At 66.3% G+C, this 26,661-nt stretch carries 20 protein-coding genes; 9 read left to right on the forward strand and 11 right to left on the reverse strand.

Annotated elements, in window-relative coordinates:
- Positions 1 to 20: 20 nt before the first annotated feature.
- Entirely contained in the window at positions 21 to 1,082 is a 1,062-nt protein-coding gene (locus tag GOQ09_RS23555; protein ID WP_157616116.1) for an AbrB family transcriptional regulator, read from the reverse strand.
- Positions 1,083 to 1,143: 61 nt separating this feature from the next.
- Between GOQ09_RS23555 and GOQ09_RS23560 the strand changes: the two genes are divergently transcribed.
- A complete protein-coding gene (locus tag GOQ09_RS23560) occupies positions 1,144 to 1,983 on the forward strand; it encodes a ChaN family lipoprotein (RefSeq protein WP_157616117.1) in 840 nt (279 codons plus the stop codon).
- 31 nt (positions 1,984 to 2,014) lie between these two features.
- Here GOQ09_RS23560 and GOQ09_RS23565 read toward each other — a convergent pair whose 3' ends face one another.
- Complete coding sequence (locus GOQ09_RS23565; RefSeq protein ID WP_157616118.1) at positions 2,015 to 3,349, reverse strand: aminotransferase class III-fold pyridoxal phosphate-dependent enzyme; 1,335 nt, start codon at positions 3,347 to 3,349, stop codon at positions 2,015 to 2,017.
- A gap of 135 nt (positions 3,350 to 3,484) precedes the next feature.
- Here GOQ09_RS23565 and purU point away from each other — a divergent pair, with 135 nt between their 5' ends.
- The 3 genes from purU (at position 3,485) to GOQ09_RS23580 (ending at position 6,395) form a co-directional block, all read left to right on the forward strand.
- Positions 3,485 to 4,330, forward strand: a complete 846-nt coding sequence (gene purU, locus GOQ09_RS23570) for a formyltetrahydrofolate deformylase (protein ID WP_157616119.1) — start codon at positions 3,485 to 3,487, stop codon at positions 4,328 to 4,330.
- 83 nt (positions 4,331 to 4,413) lie between these two features.
- On the forward strand, positions 4,414 to 5,121 hold the full coding sequence (locus GOQ09_RS23575; RefSeq protein ID WP_157616120.1) for a DUF2846 domain-containing protein: 708 nt from the start codon (positions 4,414 to 4,416) through the stop codon (positions 5,119 to 5,121).
- Positions 5,118 to 6,395, forward strand: a complete 1,278-nt coding sequence (locus tag GOQ09_RS23580) for a S1 family peptidase (protein ID WP_157616121.1) — start codon at positions 5,118 to 5,120, stop codon at positions 6,393 to 6,395. The genes GOQ09_RS23575 and GOQ09_RS23580 overlap by 4 nt, the downstream gene beginning before the upstream one ends.
- Before the next feature lie 41 nt (positions 6,396 to 6,436).
- On the opposite strand, the gene GOQ09_RS23585 is transcribed toward GOQ09_RS23580, so the two are convergent.
- From GOQ09_RS23585 to GOQ09_RS23600, 4 genes are all read right to left on the reverse strand, one after another.
- Positions 6,437 to 6,814, reverse strand: a complete 378-nt coding sequence (locus GOQ09_RS23585) for a YXWGXW repeat-containing protein (protein WP_126748313.1) — start codon at positions 6,812 to 6,814, stop codon at positions 6,437 to 6,439.
- A gap of 120 nt (positions 6,815 to 6,934) precedes the next feature.
- Positions 6,935 to 8,071 (reverse strand): GDSL-type esterase/lipase family protein, encoded by a 1,137-nt coding sequence (locus GOQ09_RS23590; RefSeq protein WP_242630926.1) that lies wholly within the window; start codon positions 8,069 to 8,071, stop codon positions 6,935 to 6,937.
- 257 nt (positions 8,072 to 8,328) lie between these two features.
- A complete protein-coding gene (locus tag GOQ09_RS23595) occupies positions 8,329 to 11,634 on the reverse strand; it encodes a carboxyl transferase domain-containing protein (protein ID WP_157616123.1) in 3,306 nt (1,101 codons plus the stop codon).
- Between the two features lie 11 nt (positions 11,635 to 11,645).
- Complete coding sequence (locus GOQ09_RS23600) at positions 11,646 to 13,286, reverse strand: AMP-binding protein (protein ID WP_242630927.1); 1,641 nt, start codon at positions 13,284 to 13,286, stop codon at positions 11,646 to 11,648.
- Positions 13,287 to 13,372: 86 nt separating this feature from the next.
- Between GOQ09_RS23600 and GOQ09_RS23605 the strand changes: the two genes are divergently transcribed.
- From GOQ09_RS23605 to GOQ09_RS23615, 3 genes are all read left to right on the forward strand, one after another.
- Positions 13,373 to 14,077, forward strand: a complete 705-nt coding sequence (locus GOQ09_RS23605) for a TetR/AcrR family transcriptional regulator (protein WP_157616124.1) — start codon at positions 13,373 to 13,375, stop codon at positions 14,075 to 14,077.
- Positions 14,078 to 14,142: 65 nt separating this feature from the next.
- A complete protein-coding gene (locus tag GOQ09_RS23610; protein ID WP_157616125.1) occupies positions 14,143 to 15,390 on the forward strand; it encodes a branched-chain amino acid ABC transporter substrate-binding protein in 1,248 nt (415 codons plus the stop codon).
- Positions 15,391 to 15,790: 400 nt separating this feature from the next.
- Positions 15,791 to 19,009 (forward strand): bifunctional cytochrome P450/NADPH--P450 reductase, encoded by a 3,219-nt coding sequence (locus GOQ09_RS23615; RefSeq protein WP_157616126.1) that lies wholly within the window; start codon positions 15,791 to 15,793, stop codon positions 19,007 to 19,009.
- 15 nt (positions 19,010 to 19,024) lie between these two features.
- On the opposite strand, the gene GOQ09_RS23620 is transcribed toward GOQ09_RS23615, so the two are convergent.
- The 5 genes from GOQ09_RS23620 to GOQ09_RS23640 form a co-directional block, all read right to left on the reverse strand.
- Positions 19,025 to 19,798, reverse strand: a complete 774-nt coding sequence (locus GOQ09_RS23620; RefSeq protein ID WP_157616127.1) for an esterase/lipase family protein — start codon at positions 19,796 to 19,798, stop codon at positions 19,025 to 19,027.
- A gap of 93 nt (positions 19,799 to 19,891) precedes the next feature.
- A complete protein-coding gene (locus tag GOQ09_RS23625; protein WP_157616128.1) occupies positions 19,892 to 20,527 on the reverse strand; it encodes a TetR/AcrR family transcriptional regulator in 636 nt (211 codons plus the stop codon).
- A gap of 41 nt (positions 20,528 to 20,568) precedes the next feature.
- On the reverse strand, positions 20,569 to 21,102 hold the full coding sequence (locus tag GOQ09_RS23630) for a phasin family protein (protein WP_157616129.1): 534 nt from the start codon (positions 21,100 to 21,102) through the stop codon (positions 20,569 to 20,571).
- A 23-nt stretch (positions 21,103 to 21,125) separates the two neighbouring features.
- Complete coding sequence (locus tag GOQ09_RS23635; protein ID WP_157616130.1) at positions 21,126 to 21,680, reverse strand: hypothetical protein; 555 nt, start codon at positions 21,678 to 21,680, stop codon at positions 21,126 to 21,128.
- A gap of 139 nt (positions 21,681 to 21,819) precedes the next feature.
- Positions 21,820 to 23,496 carry a WS/DGAT/MGAT family O-acyltransferase gene (locus GOQ09_RS23640; RefSeq protein ID WP_157616131.1) on the reverse strand — a complete coding sequence of 559 codons (1,677 nt, stop codon included), beginning with the start codon at positions 23,494 to 23,496 and terminating at the stop codon, positions 21,820 to 21,822.
- A 188-nt stretch (positions 23,497 to 23,684) separates the two neighbouring features.
- On the opposite strand from GOQ09_RS23640, the gene GOQ09_RS23645 reads away from it, so the two are divergent.
- Both GOQ09_RS23645 and rocF read left to right on the forward strand, forming a co-directional pair.
- Positions 23,685 to 25,733 (forward strand): prolyl oligopeptidase family serine peptidase, encoded by a 2,049-nt coding sequence (locus GOQ09_RS23645; RefSeq protein ID WP_207309893.1) that lies wholly within the window; start codon positions 23,685 to 23,687, stop codon positions 25,731 to 25,733.
- The gene (gene rocF, locus GOQ09_RS23650) at positions 25,730 to 26,653 is read left to right on the forward strand and encodes an arginase (protein ID WP_157616132.1); all 924 of its coding nucleotides are present in this window, start codon (positions 25,730 to 25,732) and stop codon (positions 26,651 to 26,653) included. Before GOQ09_RS23645 ends, rocF begins: the two co-directional genes overlap by 4 nt.
- The last annotated feature ends 8 nt before the right edge of the window (positions 26,654 to 26,661 follow it).

Consider the following 26,661-nt stretch of genomic DNA (forward strand, 5'->3'; position numbering starts at 1 on the left):
GCCCGCTCACCCCTCGCAGCTCATTTCCGACCATAGATCCAGCGGTACATAGGCCCGACCAGCAGCAGCACCGCCACCAGCCGGCACACCTGAAACGCCGTGACCACCGGCACCCCCAGCTGCAAGACCTTGGCGGTGATCGACATTTCGGCAATGCCGCCGGGCGAGGTGCCCAGGATCATGGTGGCGGGGTGCAGCCCCGTCGCCCGGGCCAGCAGCCACGCGGCGCCTGCGCACACCACCAGCATGACGACGGTGCCCAGCGCCACCGAACCCAGCCAGCGCGGCGCCGTGTACAAAAACTCGCGGCTGAAGCGCACGCCCAGGCTTACGGCAATTACCAGCTGCGCGGTGTTCGACATCCATGTGGGCACGGCCGACAGCGCCTGGCCTGCGATGGTGAACCCCATGGCAACCACCAGCGGACCCATGAACCACGGGTTGGTGCGGCCGAGCGCACGCATTGCAAGGCCGCCGATGCCGGTGGCCAATGCAAGCAGCAGGAGCCCGCTGGCATTCACCTCGCGCACCATCGGTGGATTGATTTCGAGCCCATGCAAGCCGCTCCACTGCATGGCGAACGGGATGGTGACGGTCACCACCACCAGGCGCAGGCTGTGCGCCGCGGCGACCAGATCGGTGCGCGCGCCGGCCGATTCGGACAGCAGCGTCATCTCCGACGCGCCGCCAATGGCGCCCGCGAAGTAAGTTGTCGCTCTCATGGACTTTGCCGGCACATGCGGCATTCGCTTGGCATGCAGCGCGTGCAACCAGCGACCGAAGCCCCAGCCGAGCAGCAAGGCCCAGGCAATGGCGAGCGCAATGGCCCACCAGACGCCGGCCACCAGCGCGACCACCGCCGGGGTGAAGTAGAGGCCCAGCACGGTGCCGATGGTCCATTGCCCGGCATTGCGCAGCGGCGTGTAACTGGCAGTGGGTGCGCCGGCAATCGATGCCAGCGACACCGCGAGCAGCGGGCCGATCATCCAGGGCAGGGGCGTGTGCAGAGCCAGGCAGATTTCCGCCGCGGCGAGTGCAAGCAACAGCGTGGCCAGCACGCGAACCGGAAAGCGAAGGGACACCACAGGAAGAAAGCGAAATTGGACGGCACGGCGTGCGGGCGCCAACGCATAGTATGGCTCGATGCGATGCCAACCCCTGCCCGCGCGGGCTCCCCGATTTCTGGTCCCCTTGCTCGCCGCCGTCGTGCTGGCAGGGTGCTCCGCCTTTTCGCCCGGCCCTGATGCGCCCGTGGCGCAGCGTGCCGCGGCGCTGCTGCCGGCAGACGCGCTCATCCTCGGCGAGCAGCACGACGCGGCCGAGCACCACGCCATCGAACGGGAAACCGTCGAGGCGCTGGCGAGCCAGGGCAAGCTGGCCGCGGTGCTGCTCGAAATGGCCGAGGAAGGCAACAGCACCGCCCGCCTCGACCGCACAGCCACCGAAGCGCAGGTGCAAGCCGCCCTCGGCTGGAATGACAAGGCCTGGCCCTGGCGGAGCTACGGCCCGGCGGTGATGGCCGCCGTGCGCGCCGGTGTGCCGGTCATCGGGGCCAACATGCCGCGCGCTCGAATGAAGAACGCCATGGCCGACGTTTCGCTCGACGTACAGCTCAACGGCGAGGCCTACACCGCGCAGCAGGACGCCGTGCGCGAGGGCCACTGCAAGCTGCTGCCCGAAGCCCAGATCGTGCCGATGACGCGCATCCAGGTCGGTCGCGACCGCGCGATGGCGCAAGCCATCGTCAAGGCCCGGCAGCCGGGCAAGACGGTGCTGCTGATCAGCGGCGCGGGCCACGCCACCAAGGTGCTGGGCGTGCCGCAGCACCTGCCGACCGATGTTTCGTTCAAGACGGTGCGGCTGCAGGCCGGCGGCGATTCACCCGAGTCGGACGAAGACAACAAGGGCGCCTACGACGCCGTGTGGCGAACGCCCGCCCTGCCGCCCAAAGACTACTGCGCGGGCATGCGGGCACCCGCGTAAATCTGGGCGCCTGGCCCGGGCGCCTGCCGGCTCAGGCGAATTTCTTGATCGAATCCGCCAGCGCGTTGACCAGCGTGTCGATGTGCTGCTTTTCGACGATGTACGGCGGCGCAATCACCAGCACGTCGCCCGCGGGCCGCACCAGTGCGCCCTTGTGGAAGCAGTCCAGGAAGATGTCGTAGGCCCGCTTGCCCGGCGTGCCCGCAATCGGCGCAAGCTCCACCGCCGCGGCAAGGCCGAGGCTGCGGATGCCGATCACGTTCGGCAGGCCCTTGAATGCGCTGTGGAACGCATCGCCCAGCACCTTGCCCATTTCGCCCGCGCGGGCAAACAGCTTCTCTTCCTTGAACAGGTCGAGCGTGGCAATGGCCGCGGCGCAGGCCACCGGGTGGCCGGAGTAGGTGTAGCCGTGGAAGAACTCGACCACGTGCTCGGGCGCGTCGGTCTTCATCATCGCGTCGTAGAGCTTGTCGCGGCAGATCACGCCGCCCAGCGGAATGACGCCGTTGGTCACGCACTTGGCAAAGTTAAGCATGTCGGGCACCACGCCGAAATAGTCCGACGCGAAGTTGGTGCCCATGCGGCCGAAACCGGTAATGACCTCGTCGAAGATCAGCAGGATGCCGTGCTTGTCGCAAATCTCGCGCAGGCGCTTGAGGTAGCCCTTGGGCGGCAGGTACCAGCCCGCCGAACCGGCCACCGGCTCCACGATGATGGCTGCGATGTTGCTCGGGTCGTGCAGCGGAAGAATGCGGGTTTCAAGCTCGACCAGCGGGTCTTCGGCCCACACCGGCTCCTCGTTGTGGATGTAGGCGTGGTTCACCGGATCGTGGATGAACCGCATGTGGTCCACGCGCGGCAAGAAAGCCGAGCCGAACACCTTGCGGTTGCCCGGAATGCCGCCCACCGACATGCCGCCGAAGCCCACGCCGTGGTAGCCCTTCTCGCGGCCTATGAACACGTTGCGGTGGCCCTCGCCGCGCGCGCGGTGATAGGCCAGCGCCACCTTCATGGAGGTGTCGGCCGCCTCGGATCCCGAATTGCAGAACAGCACCTTGTTCAGGTCGCCGGGCGCCAGCGAGGCGATCATCTCCGCCGCCTTGAAGGCCTTGTCGTTGCTGACCTGGAAGGCGGTGGCGTAGTCCAGCGTGTCCAGCTGCTTCTTGATCGCCTCGTTGATCGGCTTGCGGTTGTGGCCCGCGCCCACGCACCACAGCGACGAGATGCCGTCGATCACCTTCTTGCCGTCGTGCGTGGTGAACGTCATGCCGTCGGCCGCCACGAAGACGCGCGGGTCTTTCTGGAAGTGGCGGTTGGGCGTGAAAGGCAACCACTGGTTGCCCATGTTGAAGTCCTGGTAGGCCATGCGTGCGTCCTTCTTGGTCTCGGTGAATGCCGCCGCCGAGCGCCGCCGGGCGGGGTTCCGGCATTCTTGCACTTTTGCCCGCGGGGCGCCCCTGCCGGCACCTGCCCTTGCGGGCGCTGCGACAATCGGGGCCTCATGAGTGCATACATCCTGACCCTTTCCTGCCCTGACCGCGTGGGCATCGTGCATGCCGTTTCGGGCTTTCTGCTCGAGCGCGGCGGCAACATCGAGGAAGCCGCCCAGTACAACGACCACGGCACCGGCCTGTTCTTCATGCGCGTGCGCTTTGCCTGCAGCGACCACACCGAGGCGGCGCTGCGCGAACAGCTCGCCACCTTCGGCGCGGGCTTTGGCATGAACCTGCAGCTGCACGCCGCGGCCCAGCCGATGAAGACGGTGATCCTGGTCAGCAAGGAAGGCCACTGCCTGAACGACCTGCTGTTCCGCTGGAAGAGCGGGCTGCTCGCCATCGACGTGCGCGCCATCATTTCGAACCACCGCGACTTCTACCAGCTGGCCGCCAGCTACAACGTGCCGTTCCATCACATTCCCGTGACGGCCGCCACCAAGGCGCAGGGCGAGGCAAAGCAGCTTGAAATCATCGAGGCGGAAGGCGCCGAACTGGTGGTGCTCGCGCGCTACATGCAAATCTTGAGCAACGACCTGTGCAACAGCCTGGCCGGTCGCGCGATCAACATCCACCATTCGTTCCTGCCGAGCTTCAAGGGTGCCAAGCCCTATTACCAGGCGCACGACCGCGGCGTGAAGCTGATCGGCGCCACCGCCCACTACGTGACGGCCGACCTCGACGAAGGTCCGATCATCGAGCAGGACGTGGCACGCGCCGACCACACCGACACCGTCGAAGACCTCACGGCCCGCGGACGCGACACCGAAAGCCAGGTGCTGGCCCGCGCGGTGAAGTGGCACAGCGAGCACCGCGTGCTGCTGAACGGGCACCGCACGGTCGTATTCCGCTGACGAGCACCTGCAGGGGCCTCCGGCCACCAACCACACTCGTGTAAGCGGGTGTAGCATCCAGCGCCAAACGAGGAGAAGGCGCAATGCGAAGTTGGATCGGTGGATTTCTGCTGGCCTTTTTGGCGGCGGGCCTGTTCGGGTGTTCCGCCTCCGGGCCGCGGCATTCGGAAATGGAGCAAAGCCTGCCCTCGCTGGGCGAGAACGAGGGGCGAATCTATTTCTATAGAAATTCGATCCTCGGCGCGGCGATCCAGCCCGAGGTCTTGCTCAACGGGCAGGTCGTCGGCAAGTCGCAGCCCAGCAGCTTTTTCTTCGTCGACCGTCCCGCCGGCTCTTACCGGGCCACCGCCCGCACCGAGGCCGAAGGCAGCATCGACATCGCGCTGCGTCCCCGGCAGACCGCCTATATCGAGATGAGCATCAGCATGGGCTTGCTGGTCGGCCGCCCGGCGTTCGAGCGGGTGGCGGAACCGGAAGGCCGCAAGGCCTTGCCATCGCTTGCTTACGGCGGAAAGTTGCCGCTTACGGTCAAGGCGGCCCAAGCCCCAGCGACGAACGCACCACTCACTCCGACGGCTTCCGCAAGCCCCTCGGTGGCCACGGCAACGCCTGTTGCAAGACCGTCGCTCGTGCCCATTGCAGTCGCACCCGGCACGCAAGGCCCGGCTGCCACGGCTGCGCAGCCGCAGGCTGTCACGCCTGCTTCTCCAGTGCCCGCTGGGTCCGACGCAACACCTTTTGCCAAGACTTCGATCAACGACCTGCGGCTGCTCTTGCAGGCCAACCGATGAAACACCTGCTCCTGCCTTTCGCGCTGGCCCTCGCAACCGCGCTCACTGCCACCGCCTCATCCGCGCAAGACGCGCGAAGCAGCTCGGCACTCGCACCGGACGCGCTCTTTACCCGGGTTTCGCCCAACGTATGGGTGGTGCAGGCCACCGATGCGCAAGGGAAAGTCCTCGCGTCCGGCAGCGCTGTCGCCACCGGTCCGGGCACCGCCGTCACGAGTTGCCAGTTGCTCGCAAAAGCCAGCACCGTGGCACTGAAGCGCGATAACGTGAGCTATGGCGCAGCGCTGGTGTTTCCGGACGTCGCGCGCGACATGTGCCAGCTGCGTATTGCGAATTTCGCAGCCCCGCCCCTCGGCATTGCACCTGCAAATGCACTGCAGGTCGGCATGCCGCTCTACATCGTCGGATCGCCGCGAGGCAAGGAACTGACGCTGGGTGTGGGCATGCTCGCTGGCTTGCGACGCAACGACGCGGGCCAGCTCGAAGCCCTGCAGCTCGCCGCGCAGCCCGAGGCAGGCCTTGGCGGGGCCGGGATCTTCGATGCGCAAGGCCGCTTGGTGGGCTTGGCAGGTGGGGCGCCTGCCGGCTCGGCCTCGGCGAATCTCGCGATGCCGGCATCCTGGATTGCGGAACTGCCCACGCGCGGGCAGTTGGCCATCGAGCGTCTGGCAATGCAGCCGGCAACGAACTCTGCGACCAGTCCAGAGAGCCGGACCTCGAACCAGGCTCGCCCGAGCGTTGTCGAATACCAGCTGCACGACCGCCTCACCAACGTCTACCGAAAGGTGGTTTACCGGGCCGATCCCTCAACGGACGACCGCATCAGTTTCAACAATGGCGGATGGATCGAAAAGCCGGGCGGTGAAGTGGTCGGCCTGACCACTGCCATTGCCGGCGAGTTCGACACGGCCATGCCGCCGGGCGGCTGGGCCAGGGAAAACCTCACCGAAGAAGCCGCGTGGAGAACACGCTACGACTCCACGCGAAGCGGGACGCGCATCAACATGGATCTGTCGGCTACGGTAATGGAAGACACCACGCTGACGGTGGGCGGGCAGGAATACAAAGTGGTGCGAATCGAGTACCGCGGCTACACGCAGCGGTTCGCGAATGCGGGAGCCGTCGGAGGCAACCAGTATGGCCGCTACCAGGCCGAGGTGTGGTTTTCGCGGGAGCTCGGACGCGTCATTCGCTTCGAGGCGAAGACGCGGGGTGGCGCGAGCGGCGGGGCGTTCCAGGTCAACGAAGCCCTCGAACTCGTAAGCCTGCGCTAGGAGCGCCGGGCCCCCGCGGCCCGCCACCGCGCCTACCTCAATCAGTTCCGGTTGGGGTTGTTCGGACGACGGTCATGGCGGTTCGGTACGCCGTCGCCGTCACGATCCCATTGGCCGCGGCGGTATTCCCAGCGGCCGTCGCGTTCGCGCCATTCCGGCGCACGGTAGGCATAGCCAGGGCGGGCACGCACATACATGCCGCGGACCCACACATGGCGTCCACCTCGCCATTCGTAGTGCCCCGGGGCCCACACGTAGCCACGGCGCGGCGGCGGCACGCGCTCGTAGCGCGGCGGCGGAGGCGGCACCTCGACGTAGACGCCGGGCTGCGCATGGGCGGCTGTCGGCACCATGAGCGCGCCTCCAGCGGAGAGCAGCGAAGCGGCACCGATCGAAAGTGTGATTGCTAGTTTTTTCATGGGTTGGCCCTCATGAGTTGTTGGAGCCTTCATGCTGCCGGGCCCATGTGAACCGCCTGTAAGCCCTACACCGGAGTTTGTGTAAACGTGTATCGCAAAAAGTAGTGCTTTTGTTAGCGCTTACTCTTGCAATTCGCGAAGATCGACGGCTGCTGCCATGGCGGCATGGCCCGCTTTGTTGGGGTGCAGGTGGTCGCCGTTGTCGTACAGCGGGTTCAGCGCCAGCGGATCGGCCGGGTTGCGGAGCACCGCGTCGAAGTCGATCACCGCGTCGACGTCGTGCCGGCTGCGGATCCAGCGGTTGACCTCGGCGCGCATGGCCTCGGAAGCTTCGTTCCAGTACACGGTGTTCTTGAACGGCGGCACGGTGCCGATCAGCACCTTCACCCCCTTGGCGCGCGCTTGCTTGATCAGCTGCTGCAAACCCTCGGTGATGCGTTCCGCCGTCGGCACCTCGTGCTCCGGCGTCGGCAGCCGCGCCATGCCGACCAGCACGCTGCGGCCGATGTCGTTGGTGCCCAGCAGCACGACGACATGGGTCACGCCCGTCTGCCCGAGCGCATCGCGCGCAAAGCGCGAAAGGCCGCTCGGGCCGATGCCGTCGGTCAGCAGGCGGTTGCCGCCAATGCCGGTGTTGATGACCGACACCGGCTGCGCCGCCGAAGGGCTGTTGCGCAAACGCGTGGCAAGCAGATCGGGATACGCGCCCTGGCCCGCCTCGCCGCCGCCGGCGGTGATGGAGTCGCCGAAGGCAACCACCACGCGCACCGGGTGCGTGGTCATGACATCGAGGCCGGTGACGATGTGGTTGAGCGGCAGCGGCGCGGCCCCTTGCAACTTGGGCGTGCCAACGGCATTGCCACCCACCACCCAGCTCGTGTCGGACACCTGCGTGTGAACGGTCGCGTAAGGCACGGTTTGATCGAAGAAAGCGCTCACCGCAACGGCCTGTCCGGCTTCGACTTTCAGGTCGGCACCGTCGCTCCATGCATCGGCGCCCGGCGCAATGACAAGGCTGTCGCGGCCACCAAAGCGCAGTGTGCGCAGCGTCGCCGGCGACACCGCGTCCGCGCCGGTGCTGAGCCCCACGCTCGCGGCCGCAATGCGCAGCGGAGCCTTGCCAAATCTGTTAGAGAAACGGATGCGGATGCGATCGCCTCCCAGCGCGGTCTCGAACTGCTGACGCAATGTCTGCCCGCGGAACAGGTCGCCGCCGGGCTTGGGGGCTGCGGCCTTGGCGAGAGGATTCGCGGTCAACTCACGAAAATCCACCGGTGCAACGGCCCAGCTGGTCACCCAATGCGCCTCGACCGGCTGCTTAGGCCGTTCATCCGGTTGAACAGCCTGCACGGCCACCGCGGCGGCCAGCAGCAACAGCCCGACCGCAGCCACACCATGCCGCAAAACACCTTGGCAAAGAACAGAAAGCCAATGCGAACCCAGTTTCATGCGCGCAAAGCGACTCAGTTTACGGAGCCTCCTTGCCCTCTCGTGTGACGAGGTCTAGTGCATCGTTACCAAGTGTCTACATACGGCCGGGCAACTTCAACCGACCGGCCGGCCGATGCAAGTCCACGCACCAGCCAGGTGCGCGTTTCGGCAGGATCGATCACCGCATCGATCTCCAGCGTTTGCGCCATGTGAATCGCTTCGCCGTTGGCGTACTGCTGCGCCACGAGCTTCTTGAACAGCGCGTCGCGCGCGGCACCTTCAGGCTCCGCGGCAAGCTCCTTGCGGTAGCCCAGCCGCACCGCGCCTTCGAGCCCCATGGCGCCGAACTCGCCTGTGGGCCACGCCACCGTGAATACCGGTGCGTCGAAGCCGCCGGCCGTCATGGCCTGCGCACCCAGGCCATAGCCCTTGCGAAGCACCACCGCAAAGAAAGGCACGCGCAGGTGCGAGGCCACCATGAACATGCGGCACACGTGGCGCACCTGAGCCTGCGCTTCGATCTCCGGCCCGACCATGAAGCCGGGCGTGTCGCACAGCGAGACGATCGGCAGCCCGTGCGCATTGCACAGCTGCATGAAGCGCGCAGACTTGTCAGCCGCCTCCACGTCGATGGCGCCGCCCAGGTGATGCGGGTTGTTGGCCATCAAGCCCACGGGCTTGCCCTCGATGCGCGCCAGGGCGGTGACAATGCCGGCGCCGAAGCCGGCGCGCAGTTCGAGCAGCGAGCCCGTGTCGGCCACGCCGCGCATTGCCGCGCGCACGTCGTACACGCGCAGCCGGTTCTCGGGCACCACATGGCGCAGCGCGCGCGGGTCGGCGCAATGCCAGTCGGCCACCGGCCCCTGGAAGTACGAGAGGTATTGCTTGGCCGCGGCCACCGCAGCAGCTTCGTCCTCGACCAGGATGTCGATCACGCCGTTGCGCGACTGCACGCTGCTCGGCCCGATCTGCTCCGGCGCGAATGTGCCGAGCCCGCCGCCCTCGATCATTGCGGGGCCGCTCATGCCGATGTTGCTTGCCTTGGTGGCAATGATCACGTCGGCGCAACCCAGCAGCGCCGCATTGCCCGCAAAGCAGCGGCCATGCACGATGCCCACCACCGGCACCTTGCCCGATAGCGCCGCGAACTGGCTGAAGGTGTGGTTGTTGAGGCCCGCGACGATCGGCATGTCGGTATCGCCGGGCCGCCCACCGCCGCCCTCGGCGAACAGCACCACCGGCAGCTTCAGCTGGTGCGCCACCGCCAGCAGCCGATCGGTCTTGTGGTGATTGCGCATGCCTTGCGTGCCGGCGAGCACCGTGTAGTCATAGGCCAGCACGGCGCAGCGCGAAGCTTCCGGCCCGAACAGCTTGGCGTTGATGCTGCCAAGGCCCGTCACCATGCCGTCCGCCGGTGTGTTGGCAATCAGGTCTTCGAGCGTGCGCCGCCTGGTTTGCGCGGCAATGGCAAGTGCACCGTATTCGATGAAGTTGCCCGGGTCCGATGCGGTGTCGCACAGTTCGGCAATGTTCTCGCGCGCGGTGCGCCCACCCTGCGCATGCCGCTTGGCCACCGCTGCCTCGCGGTTTGCGTCGAGCGTGTAGGCGTGGCGGTCGATTACCTTCTGCAGATCGGGGCGGATGGCATCGGGATCGTGCCCGGCGTGTGCCTCGGCTTCGGCAGCCTGCGCATCGACGGGCTCCAGCCGCACCAACGACTGGCCCTCGACCAGGTAGTCGCCGGGTTCGGCCAGCAGCGCGATCACCCTGCCTGCGGCGGGCGCGTGCAGCAGGTGCTCCATCTTCATCGCTTCGAGCACGCCAAGCTGCGCACCGGCGGGCAGCACATCGCCCAGCGCAACCTCGAACTGCACCAGCTTCGCGGGCATGGGGGCCTTGACCGTGAGGCCGTCTTCGTCATCCGGGCGATCCGCCGGTGCCGTGTTCCGGGCTTCGGAAGCAGATGCACTCTTTCTCGGGCTCTTCTTTTCGAACGCAACCGCCGAGGCGAGCAGGTCGCCCAGGTGCGCTTCCACGAAGCGGGTGTGCACCGCCTGGCTGGCGAACTCGGGCCGCGCTGCAATGGCACGCAGCAATGCAAGGTTGGTGGCAATGCCGTCGAAGTGGCATTCGTCCAGCGCGCGAAGAGAGCGGCGCAAGGCATCGGCGAAGTGCGGCGACGGCGAATGCACGATCAGCTTGGCAAGCAGCGTGTCGTAATGCGGCGAAGGCGCAAGGCCTGCATAGCCATGCGTGTCGATGCGCACGCCCGGCCCGGCTGGCAGGTCGAAGCGCGCGAGCGTGCCGCTGGATGGCCGTGCATTGCCGTGTGCATCGAGCGTTTCCGCGTTGATGCGCCATTGCACCGCAAAGCCGCGCTGCGGCGCGGTGCGGTCCGCATCCACGCCCAGCGCATTCAGCGGCTGGCCGGCGGCCACCGCAATCTGCAGTTGCACAAGGTCGAGCCCCGTCACGGCTTCGGTCACCGTGTGCTCCACCTGCAGCCGGGGGTTGGCTTCGATGAAGACGAAGGGCAGCGTGGCCGATTCGGTATCGACCAGAAATTCGAAGGTGCCCAGGCTGCGGTAGTTCACGGCCTTGGCCATGCGCAGCGCCGCATGCGTGATCTGAGCGCGCAGCGAATCGGGCAGCGAAGGGCTGGGCGCAATCTCCACCAGCTTCTGGAAGCGCCGCTGCAACGTGCACTCGCGCTCGCCGAGGCTTGCCACCGCTTGGCCGTCGCCCAGCACCTGCACTTCGATGTGGCGGGCATTGCGCATCAGGCGCTCCACATACACGCCCTCGACACCGAACGCAGCCTTGGCCTCGGACATGCAGCGCGCATGCGCCTCGGGCAATTCTTCGGCATGGAGCACGGCGCGCATGCCGCGACCGCCGCCGCCGCCAATGGCCTTGATCATCACGCCCGCGCCTTGCGCCTGCTGTTCGGTAAAGAAAGCCTGCGCCTGCGCGAGCGTGACCGCACCGGCGCTGCCCGGCATCACGGGCACGTCGCATTGCGCGGCGAGCGCGCGCGCACGCGCCTTGTCGCCGAACAGCGCCAGCTGCTCGGGCGTCGGTCCGATGAAGACCAGCCCTGCTTCCGCGCAGGCCTGGGCGAAGTCGGCACGCTCGCTCAGAAAGCCGTAGCCGGGGTGCACCGCATCGCAGCCCTGCGCACGCGCAACGGCGACCAGCGCGCCGATGTCCAGGTACGCCGCGGGGCCCGTCGCATCGAACGCAACCGCGGCATCGGCCAGTTGCGCGTGCAGCGCCGATGCATCGTCGCGCGCATGCACCGCCACGCTGGCAATGCCCAGGTCGCGCAGCGCACGCACCAGGCGCACGGCAATCTCGCCGCGGTTGGCAATCAGGATCTTGGAGAACAAGAGAGAACCTTTCAGGCTTTGTCTTTCAGCAGGCGCCGAAGCACCTTGCCCGCACCAGTGGTCGGCAACGCGTCGATGAAGCTCACGGCACGCGGCGCCTTGTAGCTCGCCATGTTGTCTCGCGACCATGCAATGAGCGCGTCGGCATCGAGCGTGGCACCGGGCTTGCGCACGATGAAGGCCTTGACCACCTCGCCCTTCTCCGCATCCGGCTGGGCGATGACCGCGGCCTGTGCCACCGCGGGATGCTTGATGAGAATGGTCTCGACCTCTTCAGGAAACACGCTGTAGCCCGAGACCTTGATCATTTCCTTGAACCGGCCGATGAAGGTGAGGTACCCATCCGCGTCGAGCTTGCCCATGTCGCCGGTGTGCACCCATTTGCCGCGCAGCGTGGCCGCAGTGGCTTCGGGCTTGTTCCAGTAGCCCTTGAAGCAGCCGGGGCTGGTCAGCACGATCTCGCCAACCTCGCCGGTGGGAACGTCGGCTTGCGTGTCGGGGTCGACGATGCGAATGGTCACGCCGGGCACTGCAATGCCTTGTGTGCCCCACCGGGGCGAATGGTGCGGCGTGTAGGTGTCGCAGGTGTGGGTTTCGCTGAGCCCGTAGGCGGCCTCGAACGATGTGCAATTGGGCGCATGCGAGCGCCACTGCGCCGCCAGCGGTTCGGTAAAGGTAATGCCGAAGCTGGTCACCGGATTGCGCTTCAGGCTCGAGAGATCGAAGCTCGCGATGTCGGGCACCTGCATGCAGGCCACGTTCATCGGCGCAATGCTGTACCACCAGCTCACCTTGTGCTGCGCAATGGCTTGCAGCGCGGCGCGCGGATCGAAGCGATGCAGCAGCACCGATGCGGCGCCGCTGAGCACCGGCACGTTCACGCCCATCAGCATGCCGGCGATGTGATAGAGCGGCGCGATGGAAAGCAGCACGTCGCCATTGGTCACGCCGTTGCAATCGGCCGCGGCGCGGGTCTTGAAAAGCGCGTTGCCGTAGGTGAGCATCGCGCCCTTCGGCAGGCCGGTGGTGCCCGAGGTGTAGGTCATCAGCGCCACATCGTCCAGGCCGATGCTCACGGGTTGCGGCACAGCGCCGCTTTGCATCACGGAAAGAAAGTCTTCGCACCCTTCAGGCACGCTGCGAGCGGAACCGCGTTCGGCAAGCAACTCGGCGGGCAGGTCGAGCGTGGGCTCGGCAGGCAGCAGGTCGGCGTAATGCACCGCGAACACATGTTCGAGCGCGCTCCCAGGCTGCACCTTGCGCACGACCGGCAAGAGCGGCGCGGCGGCGACGATCACGCGAGCCTTGAGGTCATTGACCTGGTAGGCCAGTTCGTGCTCCTTGTTGAGCGGACCGCTGGGGCAGACGATGGCGCCGATCTTCTGGATGCCGAAGTGCGCGACCAGGTACTGCGGGCAGTTGTTGAGAAAGAGCACCACCGGCTCTCCCTTTTTCACGCCGATGGCTTGCAGCCGGGCCGCAAAGGCATCGCTCGCAAGGTCGAGTTGCGCCCACGTCATGGCATGGCCGTACCAGATGCATGCCGCGCTGTCGCCGCGCTCGCGCGCATGGGCACGCAGGTATTCGTGCAGCGGTTGCTGTGGACGGGGCGGAAGCTCGCTCAACTCGCGAGCCATTGCGGTTGTCTCCATGGCGTCACTTTCTCAGGGTTATCGATAGCCGCCTGCGCGGGGCCGGCGCTTGCCAATGAGTGCATGGTGCACCAACAATCCTACCCATGGGTATAACTTCGGCGACACGGCACAAACCCTCTGGCAACGCCGATGCGTCGGCATCCGCCACGGCACAGCCGCACCTGCCCCAGGGCACCGGGCGCCAGCGCGCCGCCACGCAAGGCACCGATCTTCAGCGCGAGCGCATTCTTCAGGCGGCAGCGCAGCTCTTTGCGGCGCAGGGCTATGCCAACACCACCATGGCGCAGATCGTTCGCGCGCTAGGCGTGACCAAGCCATTCGTGTACTACTACTTTCGCGACAAGCAGGAGATCTTCGAAACGCTTTCCTGGCGGCCCGCGGTCGACTGCTTCACCGCGCTCGACTTTGCGGCCAGCGATCCGCGCCGCGCGAGCGAAAAGGTAATCGAAGGCATCGAGCGGCTGATTCGCGCGACCATTGCACATCACCCCTGCGCGTTTTTTCCGTACCGCGAGCCGCAGGTGTACCGGCCCGAATACATTGCCGCGCAAAAAAAGCTCGCGCACCACTTCTACGACCTGCTGTGCCCGCTGCTCGAACAAGCGCGCCGCGACGGCGACCTGGACTTCACCGAAACCAGGATCACCGCGCTGGCCGCCTGCAGCCTGCCGGGTTTCCTCTTCAGCTGGTACCGGCCCGACGGCCGCCTTTCGGCCGATGAAGTGGTCGCCGAACTCACCAAGCTCGCAAGCCGCGTGATCGGGCTTCGCGCCAAAGAACCGCATTGAAGCGAAAGGCGCGCATGGCGCCCTCCGCGGAAGTTTTTTTCAAACGATATCGGAGACACACTGACATGAAATCCAGACGCGCCCCCATCGCCCTCGCGGTGCTGCTGGCCCTTGCGGCTACGGCACAGGCCCAGCAGCAGACCTACAAGATCGCGTACATCGACCCTCTCTCGGGCCCGTTCGCGAATGTGGGCGAGCTGATGCTCACGCACACGCAATACGCCATCGAAGAGATCAACGCCAAGGGCGGCGTGCTCGGCGGCACCAAGCTGCAGCTGCTTCAGTTCGACAGCAAGCTTTCGGCACAGGAGAGCCAGAGCGCACTGCAGGCGGCCATTGACCAAGGCGCCAAAGCCATCGTCACGGGCGGATCGGGCTCGTCGGTGGTGGCGGCGCTCGTGCAATCGGTGACGCGGTGGAACCAGCGCAATCCGGGCAAGGAGCTGATCGTGCTGAACCATTCGTCGATCGACCCCGAGATGACGGGCAAGACCTGCAGCTTCTGGCACTTTCAGACGGAGGCCAACACGGCGATGAAGATGAAGGCGCTGGCCAACTACATCAAGAAGACGCCCGAGGTGAAGAAGGTGTACCTGCTGAACCAGGAGTACGCGCACGGCAAGCAATGGGCAAGCTACGGGCGGCAGCTGGTGGGCCTTGCGCGGCCTGATGTGCAGTTCGTCGGCGAAACGTTGCATCCGATCGGCCGCGTGAAAGACTTTTCGCCTTACGTCGCAAACATCAAGCAGAGCGGTGCGGACTCGGTGATTACCGGCAACTGGGGGCAGGACATGACGTTGCTGCTCAAGGCCGCGGGAGACGCGGGCTACAACCTGCGCTATTTCAACCACAGCGCGGGCTCGGTGCCGGGAACTGTTCTGGCGGTGTCGCAAGCCAAGCTGGGGCAGCTGACCTGGGTTGCCGAATGGCATCCGGGCCAGGCCGATACGCCGCGCGCCGATGCACTCGCAAAGGCCTACAAGGCGAAAACGGGCAAGGACTTTCTCGCGCCGCGCATCGACTTCACGCCGCGTCTCCTGGCTGCGGCCATCAGCAAAGCCGGCAGCACGGACACGGTGAAGGTGGCACGTGCGCTCGAGGACCTGAGTTTCGATTCGGTGGTGGGGCCTGTGCGCATGCGCGGCGAGGACCACCAACTGCTGTTGCCGCAAGTGGTCAACACCATTGCGCCGGTGGATGGCAAGAGCGTGAAGGTGGGCTGGGAAGGTACCAATTACGGGTTCCGGACGGATGCTGTGTATACGGGGAACGAATTGGCTCAGGGGACTGACTGCAAGATGGTTCGTCCCTAGGCCCGGGTTGAGTTTTTCAGGGCGTGTGCAAAGGCCACCGGGTACTCCCCTCCGCGAATGTCCCCCGGCCTTCGGCCTCCTCCTTTATTTCGCTGCGGGGAGCACCCGATGCCCTGTGCACTGGGGCATGCTCGTGGTGTACCGCTGATCAACGGCCGCTCTGTACAACGCACCCGCTGGCGGGGTGCCTTGCGCAGCGAAATAAAGGAGGAGGCCGCAGGCCGGGGGACATTCGCGGAGAAAGGTACCCCGTCGGCGGGTGCGCCGCCCTGAACGAGCAACGCCCCAACACCGAACAAGCCTAAGGGAAACCCCGTCTGCCTCGCCCTCACGCCGCCGAGATACTCCGGAAGTCACACCCGGACACCCCGAAGCGGGTCCACTCCAAAGGCGCAAACCCATGGCAGGCAAGAACTCGCTCCATCCGATCCCTCATCCGGCGAAGAAGCCATTCGTCGGCAACCTGCTGTCGATTGGCTCGGACTCTCCGGTGCTCGACATGTGGCGGATCGCGCAGGAGCTTGGCGGGATCTACTGGCTCGACATGCCGGGCATGCCGGTGATCGTGGTGTCGTCGCCCGCGCTGGTCGACGAGTTGTGCGAAGAGCCGCGCTTCGACAAGAGCACGCGCGGTGCGCTGCGCCGGTTGCGTGCAGCGTCGCATGGGCTGTTCACTTCCGATACGCACGAGGAAACCTGGTCCAAGCCGCACAACATCCTGTTGGCCAACTTCAGCCAGCGCGCAATGCAGGCCTACCACCCGATGATGCTGGACATTGCGAGCCAGCTGGTCACCAAGTGGGAGCGCCTGAACTTCGACGAAGAGGTGGACGTGGTGCGCGACATGACCGCGCTCACGCTCGACACCATCGGCTTGTGCGGCTTCGGCTATCGCTTCAATTCGTTCTACCGCGAAGGCTTTCATCCCTTCGTCGATGCGATGGTGCGCACGCTCGAAACGGTGCAGAACCGCCGCGGCCTGCCGCTCGAGGAACTCATGCTCAAGAAGGAGCTTGCGCAGCAGCGCAAGGACATCCGCTACATGCACAAGATGGTGGAAGACATCATCGAGGAGCGGCGAGCGAGCGGCGCCGACATTGCCACCAAGTCCGACCTTTTGAGCTACATGATCGCGGGCGTGGACAAGAAAAGCGGCGAGCAGCTCACCGACAAGATGATCCGCGACGAGTGCATCGAATTCCTCATTGCGGGTCACGAGACCACCAGCGGCCTGCTCTCCTTTGCCATCTACTTCCTGCTCAACAACCCCGAGGCCATGGCCAAGGCGCAAGCCGAGGTGGACAGTGTGCTGGGCGGCGACACCTCGCAGAAGCCCACCTATGCGCAGGTGAACCGGCTGACCTACGTGCTGCAGGTGCTGAAGGAGTCGCTGCGCCTGTACCCGACCGCGCCCGCGATCTCGATGCGCGCGAAGGAAGACACCAAGATCGGCGGCCAGTACACGATCAAGAAGAACAACATGGTCATCATGCATGCGCTCGCGCTGCATCGCGACAAAAGCATCTGGGGCGAAAACGCCGACCAGTTCAACCCCGACAACTTCAGCCGCGAAGCCGAGCGCGAGCGGCCGGTCAACGCCTTCAAGCCCTTCGGCAACGGGCAGCGCGCCTGCATCGGGCGCCAGTTCGCGCTGCAGGAGGCGGTGCTCACGCTGGGCATGATCCTGCAGCGCTTCAACCTGGTCGATCACACGGGCTACAAGCTCAAGATCAAGGAAGCGCTGACGATCAAGCCCGAAGACTTCAAGATCAAGGCGCTGCTGCGCGACCCGGCTTCGCGCCCGCGCGGCAACGGCGAAACCGCCGCCGCGCCGAATGCGCCCGCCAAGCCCGTGGCGCGCAAGCCACAGGCCGCGCGCCACGGCACCTCGCTGCTGGTGCTGCAGGGCTCCAACCTGGGCACGGCAGAAGACCTGGCACGCCAGCTGGCCGAGGCCGGCGAGCTGCGCGGCTTCTCCACGCAAGTTGCTTCGCTCGACGACTATGCCGAGCGGCTGCCGGCGAACGGCGCGGTGGCGATCGTCTGCGCCTCTTACAACGGCGTGGCGCCGGACAACGCGGCCGAATTCCATCGCTGGCTCGACAAGGCCGACGACTCGCTCAACGGCGTGCGCTTCAGCGTGTTCGGCTGCGGCAACACCGATTGGGCCGCCACCTACCAGGCGGTGCCGCGGCGCATCGACGAGCGGCTCGAGGCGCTCGGCGCCACGCGCGTGCACCCGCGCGGCGAAGGCGATGCGCGCGAGGACATGGACGGCGCGTTCCAGGACTGGAGCGACGCGCTCTGGCCCGAGCTGGTGAAAACCTTCGGCATCCAGGCGGGCGCCGACACGCCGGCGGAGGCCGAGCCGCTCTACACGCTCGAAGAACTGCCGCCGCCGCAGAAGAACGCGCTGGTCGATGCGCTCGGCGCCGTGGCGCTGCGTGTTGTGGAAAACCGTGAGCTGCAAAGCCCCGGCAGCGATGCGGGGAGCAGCCGCTCCACCCGCCACGTCGAACTGATGCTGCCCGAAGGCGTCAACTACGTGCCCGGCGATCACCTGAGCGTGGTGCCGCGCAACAGCCCCGCGCAGGTGGAGCGCGCGATGGCGCGCTTCGGATTCGACCGCTCCGCGCATGTGCGGCTGCATGCCGCTGCCGGCCGCAAGGCGGCCCTGCCGGTCGACCAGGTGGTCGCGGTCGACCGTCTGCTGGGCGACTACGTCGAACTGCAGGACGTTGCCACGCGAAAGCAGATTGCCACGCTCGCCGCCTACACCGAGTGCCCTTTCACCAAGCCCCGGCTCATGGCTCTCTCTGGCAGCGACGAGGCGTCGCAGGCCGCCTACAGGGCCGAGGTGCTGCACAAGCGAAAGTCGCTGCTCGACCTGCTCGAGGAGCACCGCGCCTGCCAGGTGCCGTTCGCGGTGTTTCTTGAAATGCTGTCGCCGCTCTCGCCGCGCTACTACTCGATCTCGTCGTCGCCCTCGATGACCCCGGGGCGGTGCAGCGTCACTGTGGGCGTGGTGAGCGCACCGGCGCTTTCGGGCAACGGCGCCTTCGAGGGCGTTTGCTCCAACTACCTGGCGCGCGCCGAAGCGGGCGACGCGGTGCACGGCGTGATTCGCGAAACAACCGCCGAAGGCTTTCGCCTGCCCGAGGATGCGCAGCGCCCGCTCATCATGATCGGCCCCGGCACCGGCCTTGCGCCGTTTCGCGGATTTCTGCAGGAACGTGCGGCACAGGTCGAGCGGGGCGAGGCACTGGGCGATGCAATGCTGTTCTTCGGCTGCCGGCACCCGGAGCAGGATTTCATCTATGCAGAAGAACTCAAGGCCTGGTCGCACCGCGGTTTGATGAAGCTGCACACGGCCTTCTCGCGCTCGGGCGAACGCAAGGTGTATGTGCAGGACCTCATCCGCGAGCAGGGCGCGGCCGTCTGGAAGCTGCTGGAAGCAGGGGCAGTGATCTATGTGTGCGGCGACGGCTCGCGCATGGAGCCCGACGTGCGGCGCACGCTTGCCGACCTGGCCCGCGAGCACGGGCACGACAGCAATGCCTGGATGGACAAGATGATTGCCGACCAGCGCTACGTACTGGACGTGTGGGCGGGGGCCTAGCCCCTGCGGCTCAACTCAGGCTTCGCGGTCTGGATCGGGATAGACCAGCGGCCCGAGTAGGCCGCGGTTGAAGGGCTTCCACTTGCCCTCTGGCTGCGCAAGGCGGTCGGCCACCGCGTAGAGCACGGCGGGATGGCCGCCCAGCCCCAGGTGGCTTGCCACCACTTCGATGTTCTCGGCCTTGGGCCCGGGCTTTTCGAGGCTGCAGCGCCATGCGACGACACCGTCGGTGCGGCTGAAGATCGACGTGGTGGGCACGGGCGGCGTGGGCTGCACGAACTTCATGCGGCGCGGGTCATGCGAGCTCTGGCCGCTCACGCCTTCGTACACGCGCCATGCGTTGGTGGCGCGCGGGCTGCCGGAAAACGGGCTGCCCAGGGTGATGACGTTGCGCACCAGGTCGGGCTGCGCGGACGCGAGAAGCCGCGCATAGATGCCACCAAGGCTCCAGCCGATCACGCTGACCTTCTGGCCGCTCTTCTCGTGCAGCGACTTGAGGAGCGCCAGCATCCCGTCTTCCACGCCGTCGCGCGGGCCGAAGTTGCGGCCCAGGCCCCAGCCGTGTGCGTCGTAACCGCGGCTGCGCAGGTAGCGGCGCAGCAGCAGCGTGGAGCCGTCGCCCGCCACCAGACCTGGCAATACGATCACTGGATGCCCGTCGCCACGCGGCGTGAGCTGCAGCAGCGGCCACATTGCGACGCCGGCACCTGTTTCCCAGAGTGCGCGTGCTTCGGCCAGCATCAGCAGGCCTGACGGTGGCGCAATGTGGTTTCGGGTGGCGGTGGTCATGAGGGGGGCGTTCCTGTCTATTTCTGTTTCGCTGCTGTGTGGGACGAGCATGGCGAACGAAAGTTTCACCGCCTCGTCGGACAACAGCGATGTTTATCCGAGGTATTTGCCCCGCAAGTAATCAAGGTAAGCCCTCGATTCGCTGGAAACATACGGGGAAATCAAGGTGAGCGTATAGAAAGCCGCCAATCCCGGGTCGGCCTGTGCGAGTGCATCGCGCCCCGGCACCAGCCGCTCGAACGAGAGCCAGCAGGTGGTGGTGAAAACCATCTGCAACGCCAGGATGCGCGCCTGCTCCGCGCTGGTCTGGATGACGCCCGAGGCCACCAGCCCTTCGCATAGCGCCTGGGCCGCGAGCAGGTTCTGCGCGGTGAGCGCCTGCGCGCGCTGGCCGAGTGCAGGGTATTCGCCGGCCAGGAAAGCCATGTCGCGATAAATGAAGCGGTATTCGTCGATGGCCTCGAAGCGCAGGTGCAGCGCGAGCCAGAGGTCGTCGATGGCGGCAATCGAACCCGAAGATCCATCGAGCACCGCGAGCCGCTGCTCGAAGCGCCGGAACAGCCACTCGACGATTAGCTGCTTGGCCTTGAAGTGGTAGTGCAGGTTGCCCGGGCTCATGCCGAGCTCGGCCGCAATCTTGTGGGTGGACACCGCCGCGAGGCCTTCCGCATTGAACAGCGCAAGGCTGGCCTGCAGGATGCGATCGCGCGTGGTGTTGGAACTGGCCACAACCGGCTGGTGCGTGCGTCGGTGTTCGCTGGGCTTGGGGCTCAGCGCTTGCCGCTGCCGCGCGGGCTGGCGTTCTTTGGTTCGAGCTCGGCCAGGCGTTCGCGCAGCCGGGCCACTTCTGCGCGCAGTGCCTGCACCTCTTGCGCGCTGGGCATGCCCAGCCGCTCCAGGGCGGTGGCCACGCGCTGGTCGAAGACGTCTTCGAATTTGCGCAGGCCGAAACTGTCGAGGCTCGGAAAGCCGCGCGTGAGCGGGGCCTTGGCGGCGCCAGCGGTTGCGTCGAACTTGCCTTGGCCAATGCCGAGCAAGCCTTCGATCACATTGGCCTGGCGCTTGGCAACGTCGTCGCGCACGTTGCCGAGCGCCTTGAGGCCCGCGCGAAGCAGGCCCTCGGCGCCGCCGGTCTTTTCGGCCGGCCGCGCCTTGGGTGTGACAGCAGCGGGTTTTTTCTTGGCTGCCGCAGCCGTTTTCCTGGCTGCGGGCACCTTCTTGGCCGCGGAGGCTTTCTTCGCAGGCGCCGCCCTCTTCTTCTTCAGATCGTCAGTCGGATCGGTCGAACGGGGTCGGGTCGCCATGCGTTGTTTGCTCCAGGGTCAGGTCAGACCGCCTTGCGGGCGGCGGTGCGGCGAACCGGCTTCTTGGCGGCGGCCGCCTTGGCCTTCACGGTGCGCACGGGCTTGGCTTCTTCGGTGCCGCTCACGCGCACTTCGATCTGCCTGGCACCGGCGGCGATCCTGTCGGCGATTTGCACCGACACGTTGGCAACGGGCTGGTTCAGCGCGTTGAACGTCTTGACTACCGAGGTGACCACAGGCGATTCGACGCCCGCCACGCGGCCGGCGACGGCTTCGATGCCGCTCGTGGTGCCCGCGGCCACGCGGTCCATCGCCGAGACGATGCGGCCGGTGTCGATGTCCAGGCGGTTGGCCAGGAAGCCGTTGATCTTTTCCTGTGCGCCGATCAGGTTGGCCTTGACCTGCTCGCTCACCAGCGGAATCTGGCGGCTGCCCAGGAATTCGCTGTAGCGCGAAGCAGCGCCGCCGAGCAGGCGATGCACGCCGGCGCGATAGGCACCCACCAGAGTCTTGCCGGCGTCGTTGTACTGGCCGATGACGTGGATGGCGGCGGAAGAGAAAGAAGCTTGCGTGGTCATGTGTCGATTTCCTGGAAGTTGAACGTTCGCGGGATTCGCGATGGGGTGATCTTCTTCCGGAGTGCCTAGGCCTGAAAAGCTAGAACCGTGGGAAAACTAGTCCAACTGCCCCAATTTACGGCCAAGGGCCTGCCGATCATCATGCCGCAGCAGCCACCCTGGCGCGCTTGGCCGGTGCGGCGGGCTTGCGGGGCGCGGCCTTGGCTGGCGCCTTCTTGGCAGGGGCCTTGGCAGCCGTGGTCTTTACCGCCGCCGGCTTCTTCACTGCCACCTTTTTTGCCGCCGGCTTCGGCACGGCCTTCGGGGCAGCCTTTGCAGCGGGCTTGGCCGCAGCCTTCACGACGGGCGTCGGCTCAGGGGCAGCCGCAGCCTTCGCAGGCACCGCACCCGCAGCCGCCGGATGCGTCTGCGTCAGGTCCATCAGCAGCTTGTGCTCGGCCAGCATGTAGTCGCCGATCTCGGTGATGTCGGGCACCGCCCGTCGGCAGGCGATGAGGCCGTAGTCCATGCGGCCGTTGTAGCTCTGCACCGTCACGTTCAAAGCCGTGCCGTGGCTCGCGATGGACACCGGGTAGTAGCTGGTGACCAGTGCGCCCGCAAAGTACATCGGGAACGGCGCGCCCGCCACGTTCGAAATGGCCACGTTGGCCGCCGGCGGCAGCAGGTTCACAAGCCCCGAGCGGCCGACCATCGAGGCGATGCCCGACACCAGCCAGGGCGCCGCGAAGGTCGGAAAGTCGTCCAGGATCATGGCCTTGAAGCGGTTCATCGTCGACTTCGACGCGTTCGACGACGCGTTGATGGCCTTCAGCCGCTGCACAGGGTCCGTGATGTCGGTGGCCAGGCTCACCAGGATCATGCTGGCCTGGTTGTTGGCCGTGTCGTCGCCTGCCTCGCGCAGGCTCACGGGCACGCCGGCCACCAGCGGCTTGGCGGGCAGTTCGTTGTTGTCGGCCAGGTAGTGGCGCAGCGCGCCGGCCACAGTGGCCATGACCACGTCGTTGAGCGACACGCCAAAGTGCTTGGCGATGTACTTGGTCTCGGCCAGTGAGATGGTGCGGCCTGCAAACGTGCGCTGATTGGTGATCGACACGTTCAGCGATGTGCGCGGCGCAAAGAGGTTGAACTTCTTCGGCGCGGTGGCAGCGTCTTTCTCGGCTGCCTTTTCGTCGGGCTTGGCCAGGCCGCCGAGCGCCCTTGCAATGGCCGGTGCCATCTTGAAGAGCTTGACGTACTGCTGCGCCGTGTTGCGCAGCGCCGCCGTCGCGAGCTCGGCCATGCCAAGCTGGTAGCCGCTGCTGCGCGGGCGTGCGCGCGGCGGCTTCACCACGCGCCCCGTGGCCTCCAGGTCGAAGATGGCCTTGCCGAGCGCCACGCCGGCCTGCCCATCGATGCCCGCATGGTGCACCTTGGTGTACAGCGCCACCTGGCCGCTCTTGAGCCCGTCGATGATGAAGAACTCCCACATCGGGCGGCTCCGGTCGATGAGCGTGGAGTGCAGCCGTGCCACGTATTGCTGCAACTGCCGGTTGGTGCCGGGCTTGGGCAGCGTGATGTGGCGCACGTGGTAGTCGAGGTCGATGTCGTCGTCTTCCACCCACACCGGGTTGGTCATGTCGAAGGGCATGAGCGCGAGCTTGCGCGTGAACACGTCGGCCAGGTGGATTCGGCTGGCCATGAACTGCTTGGCGTCTTCGTAGAAGTCGCCCTGGTAGCCCTGGGGCAGGTCGAGCACGTTGAGCGAGCCCACGTGCATCGGCATCTCGGGGGTTTCCAGATGCAGGAAGGTGGCATCAAGACCGCTCAGGTGTTTCATGTGACATGTCTCCTTGTGTGCGCAGGCGCCGTTCGGCAGGATACCCGTGGGCAGCCCCGCGAACAGGGGCGAATCCGCCGAACGCGGGTTTGTCCCGAGCCCATCACGTACCGCGCTATGAATTCAATAGCTCCCGACGGGCTGCCAGGGACATCTCTTCTTTCACGCCGGATTCGTACACTGCGGCCATGACTTCAACCTCTTCCATGCAGACCGACGAGTTCCTGTGGCTCGAAGACATCGACGGCAGCGAACAGCTCGACTGGGCCCGGCAGCACAACGCGAAGACGGTGCAGCGCTACGCGCAGTCGCCCGCCTTCGAGCGTCTGGAGAAAGGCATTCTCGAAGTGCTCGACTCGGACGACCGCATTCCGATGGTGCGCAAGATCGGCCCGCTGTTCTACAACTTCTGGCGCGACAAGAAGAACCCCAAGGGCCTGTGGCGGCGCACCACGCTGGCCGAATACCGCAAGCCGCAACCCGCCTGGGAAACCGTGATCGACCTCGACGCGCTGGCCGAAGCCGACAAGGAGAACTGGGTGTGGCACGGCGCGCAATGCCTGCAGCCCGAATACAAGCGCTGCCTGGTTTCGCTCTCGCGCGGCGGTGCCGACGCCAACGTGGTGCGCGAGTTCGATCTGGAGCTCAAGCAGTTCGTCGACGGCGGCTTCACGCTGCCCGAGGCCAAGAGCAACGTGGCGTGGAAGGACATCGACCACCTCTATGTGGCCACCGATTTCGGCCCCGGCTCGATGACCAGTTCGAGCTATCCGCGCATCGTGAAAGAGTGGAAGCGCGGCACGCCGCTGGAAAGCGCATTGACCGTGTACGAAGGTGGCATAGACGACATGACCGTGAGCGCCTGGCGCGACAACACGCCGGGCTTCGAGCGCGACTTCGTCTCGCGCCAGATGGACTTCTACGACAGCGAGACCTGGCTGCGCCATGCCGACGGCCGGCTCGTGAAGATCGACGTGCCCGACGATTCGAACACCGAGGTCACGCGCGAGTGGATGCTGGTCGAGCCGCGCAGCCCCTGGACCGTGGGCGGCGTTACATACAAGCCCGGCTCGCTGCTGGCCGCGAAGTTCGACAACTACATGGCCGGCAAGCGCGAGCTCGCCGTGCTGTTCGAGCCCAATGACACCACCGCGCTCGACGACCATTCGTGGACACGCAACCACCTGATCCTCAACGTGATGCACGACGTGGTGAACAAGCTCGAAGTGCTCACCCCGCAAACCGGTGAATGGAAGCGCGAGAGCCTGGGCGGCGCGCCCGAGCTTTCGACCATTGCGGCCGGCGGCATCGACGAAGACGAGAACGACGATTATTTTCTGACCGTGAGCGGCTTCCTGCAGCCGACCACGCTCTACATGGGCACCATCGGCAAGGGCGAGCCCGAGCCGCTGAAAGACAGCCCCGGCTTCTTCGATGCGTCGCGCTACCGCGTGAGCCAGCACTTCGCCACATCGAAGGACGGCACCCGCGTGCCGTACTTCGAAATTGCGCCGAAGAACCTGCAGGCGAACGGCAAGAACCCGACGCTGCAATACGCCTATGGCGGCTTCGAGATCTCGCTGCAGCCCAGCTACAGCGGCGCCATTGGCCGCGCATGGCTCGAGCAGGGCGGCGTGTACGTGGTCGCCAACATCCGCGGCGGCGGCGAGTACGGCCCGCGCTGGCACCAGGCCGCGCTGCAAGAAAACCGCCTGCGCACCTGCGAAGACTTCGCGGCCGTTTCAGAGCACCTGATTGCGCGCAACATCACCTCCCCACAGCACCTGGGCGCCATGGGCGGCAGCAACGGCGGCCTGCTGATGGGCAACATGCTCACGCTGTACCCGCAGCTCTACGGCGCCATCGTGAGCGAGGTGGCGCTGCTGGACATGAAGCGCTACACGCACCTGTCGGCCGGGGCCTCCTGGATTGCCGAATACGGCGACCCCGACCAGCCGGAAGAATGGGAATGGATCAAGGCCTTCTCGCCCTACGAGAACGCCAGGAAGGGCCAGCCCTACCCGCCCGCGCTCTTCACCACATCGACCCGCGACGACCGCGTGGGGCCGGTGCATGCGCGCAAGATGTACGCGAAGCTGGCCGCCATGGGCTACGACGCCAGCTTTTACGAGAACATGGAAGGCGGCCACAGCGCGGCAACGGACAACAAGGAGTCAGCCTTCATGGACGCCTTGGGCTACGCCTACCTGTGGAAGCACATCGGGCCATCGACATGAGCAATGACAACGGCATCACCCTCGAACTGATCGGCGCGCCCACCGACATCGGCGCCAGCGTGCGCGGCGCCGGCATGGGGCCCGACGCGCTGCGCGTGGCCGGCCTGCCGGAGGCGCTGGCGCGGCAGGGCTTCGCGGTGCTCGACCGCGGCAACCTCGCGGGCCCGGCCACACCGTGGACCGCACCGGCCAACGGCCTGCGCCACCTGGACGAAGTGATTGCGTGGAACCGCTCGGTGTATGCCGCGGTCGACACGGCACTGGGCCTTGGCCATGTGCCGCTCATGATGGGCGGCGACCATTGCCTGGCCATCGGCTCCATCAGCGCGGTGGCCTGGCATGCGCGCAAGCGCGGCAAGAAGCTGCGCGTGCTGTGGCTGGACGCGCACTCCGACGTGAACACCGAAACCACCAGCCCGAGCGGCAACCTGCACGGCATGCCGGTGTCGTGCCTGCTCGGCCACGGGCCGGCAGTGCTCACCGGCTGGAGCGGCGAGCGCGCGGCGCTGGAGCACGATGCCATCCGCTTCATCGGCATCCGCAGCGTCGATGCGGACGAGAAGGAGGCCATTCGCACGCTGGGGCTCAACGTGTTCGACATGCGCCACATCGATGAGCACGGCATGCGCACCACCATGACCGAGGCGCTGCAGGACGTGGACGAAGACACCCACCTGCACGTGAGCTTCGACCTCGACTGCCTCGACCCGAACATTGCGCCCGGCGTAGGCACCGGCGTGCGCGGCGGCCCCACCTACCGCGAGATGCAGCTGTGCATGGAGATGATCGCCGACACCGGCCGGCTCGGCTCGCTCGACGTGGTGGAGCTCAACCCGGCGCTCGATGTGCGCAACCAGACCGGCGAAGTGGCCGTGGAGCTGATCGAGAGCCTGTTCGGAAAGTCGACGCTGGTGCGCTGACCGCCCCG

It is taken from the genome of Variovorax paradoxus (assembly GCF_009755665.1).
GTDB lineage: Bacteria > Pseudomonadota > Gammaproteobacteria > Burkholderiales > Burkholderiaceae_C > Variovorax > Variovorax paradoxus_G.

Bases quoted from the DNA above. Each gene is read 5' to 3' on its own strand.
- GOQ09_RS23560 (WP_157616117.1), top strand. From the start codon at position 1,144: ATGCGATGCCAACCCCTGCCCGCGCGGGCTCCCCGATTTCTGGTCCCC.
- GOQ09_RS23565 (WP_157616118.1), bottom strand. From the start codon at position 3,349: ATGGCCTACCAGGACTTCAACATGGGCAACCAGTGGTTGCCTTTCACG.
- purU (WP_157616119.1), top strand. From the start codon at position 3,485: ATGAGTGCATACATCCTGACCCTTTCCTGCCCTGACCGCGTGGGCATC.
- GOQ09_RS23575 (WP_157616120.1), top strand. From the start codon at position 4,414: ATGCGAAGTTGGATCGGTGGATTTCTGCTGGCCTTTTTGGCGGCGGGC.
- GOQ09_RS23580 (WP_157616121.1), top strand. From the start codon at position 5,118: ATGAAACACCTGCTCCTGCCTTTCGCGCTGGCCCTCGCAACCGCGCTC.
- GOQ09_RS23585 (WP_126748313.1), bottom strand. From the start codon at position 6,814: ATGAAAAAACTAGCAATCACACTTTCGATCGGTGCCGCTTCGCTGCTC.
- GOQ09_RS23600 (WP_242630927.1), bottom strand. From the start codon at position 13,286: ATGGAGACAACCGCAATGGCTCGCGAGTTGAGCGAGCTTCCGCCCCGT.
- GOQ09_RS23605 (WP_157616124.1), top strand. From the start codon at position 13,373: ATGGGTATAACTTCGGCGACACGGCACAAACCCTCTGGCAACGCCGAT.
- GOQ09_RS23610 (WP_157616125.1), top strand. From the start codon at position 14,143: ATGAAATCCAGACGCGCCCCCATCGCCCTCGCGGTGCTGCTGGCCCTT.
- GOQ09_RS23615 (WP_157616126.1), top strand. From the start codon at position 15,791: ATGGCAGGCAAGAACTCGCTCCATCCGATCCCTCATCCGGCGAAGAAG.
- GOQ09_RS23620 (WP_157616127.1), bottom strand. From the start codon at position 19,798: ATGACCACCGCCACCCGAAACCACATTGCGCCACCGTCAGGCCTGCTG.
- GOQ09_RS23630 (WP_157616129.1), bottom strand. From the start codon at position 21,102: ATGGCGACCCGACCCCGTTCGACCGATCCGACTGACGATCTGAAGAAG.
- GOQ09_RS23635 (WP_157616130.1), bottom strand. From the start codon at position 21,680: ATGACCACGCAAGCTTCTTTCTCTTCCGCCGCCATCCACGTCATCGGC.
- GOQ09_RS23640 (WP_157616131.1), bottom strand. From the start codon at position 23,496: ATGAAACACCTGAGCGGTCTTGATGCCACCTTCCTGCATCTGGAAACC.
- GOQ09_RS23645 (WP_207309893.1), top strand. From the start codon at position 23,685: ATGACTTCAACCTCTTCCATGCAGACCGACGAGTTCCTGTGGCTCGAA.
- rocF (WP_157616132.1), top strand. From the start codon at position 25,730: ATGAGCAATGACAACGGCATCACCCTCGAACTGATCGGCGCGCCCACC.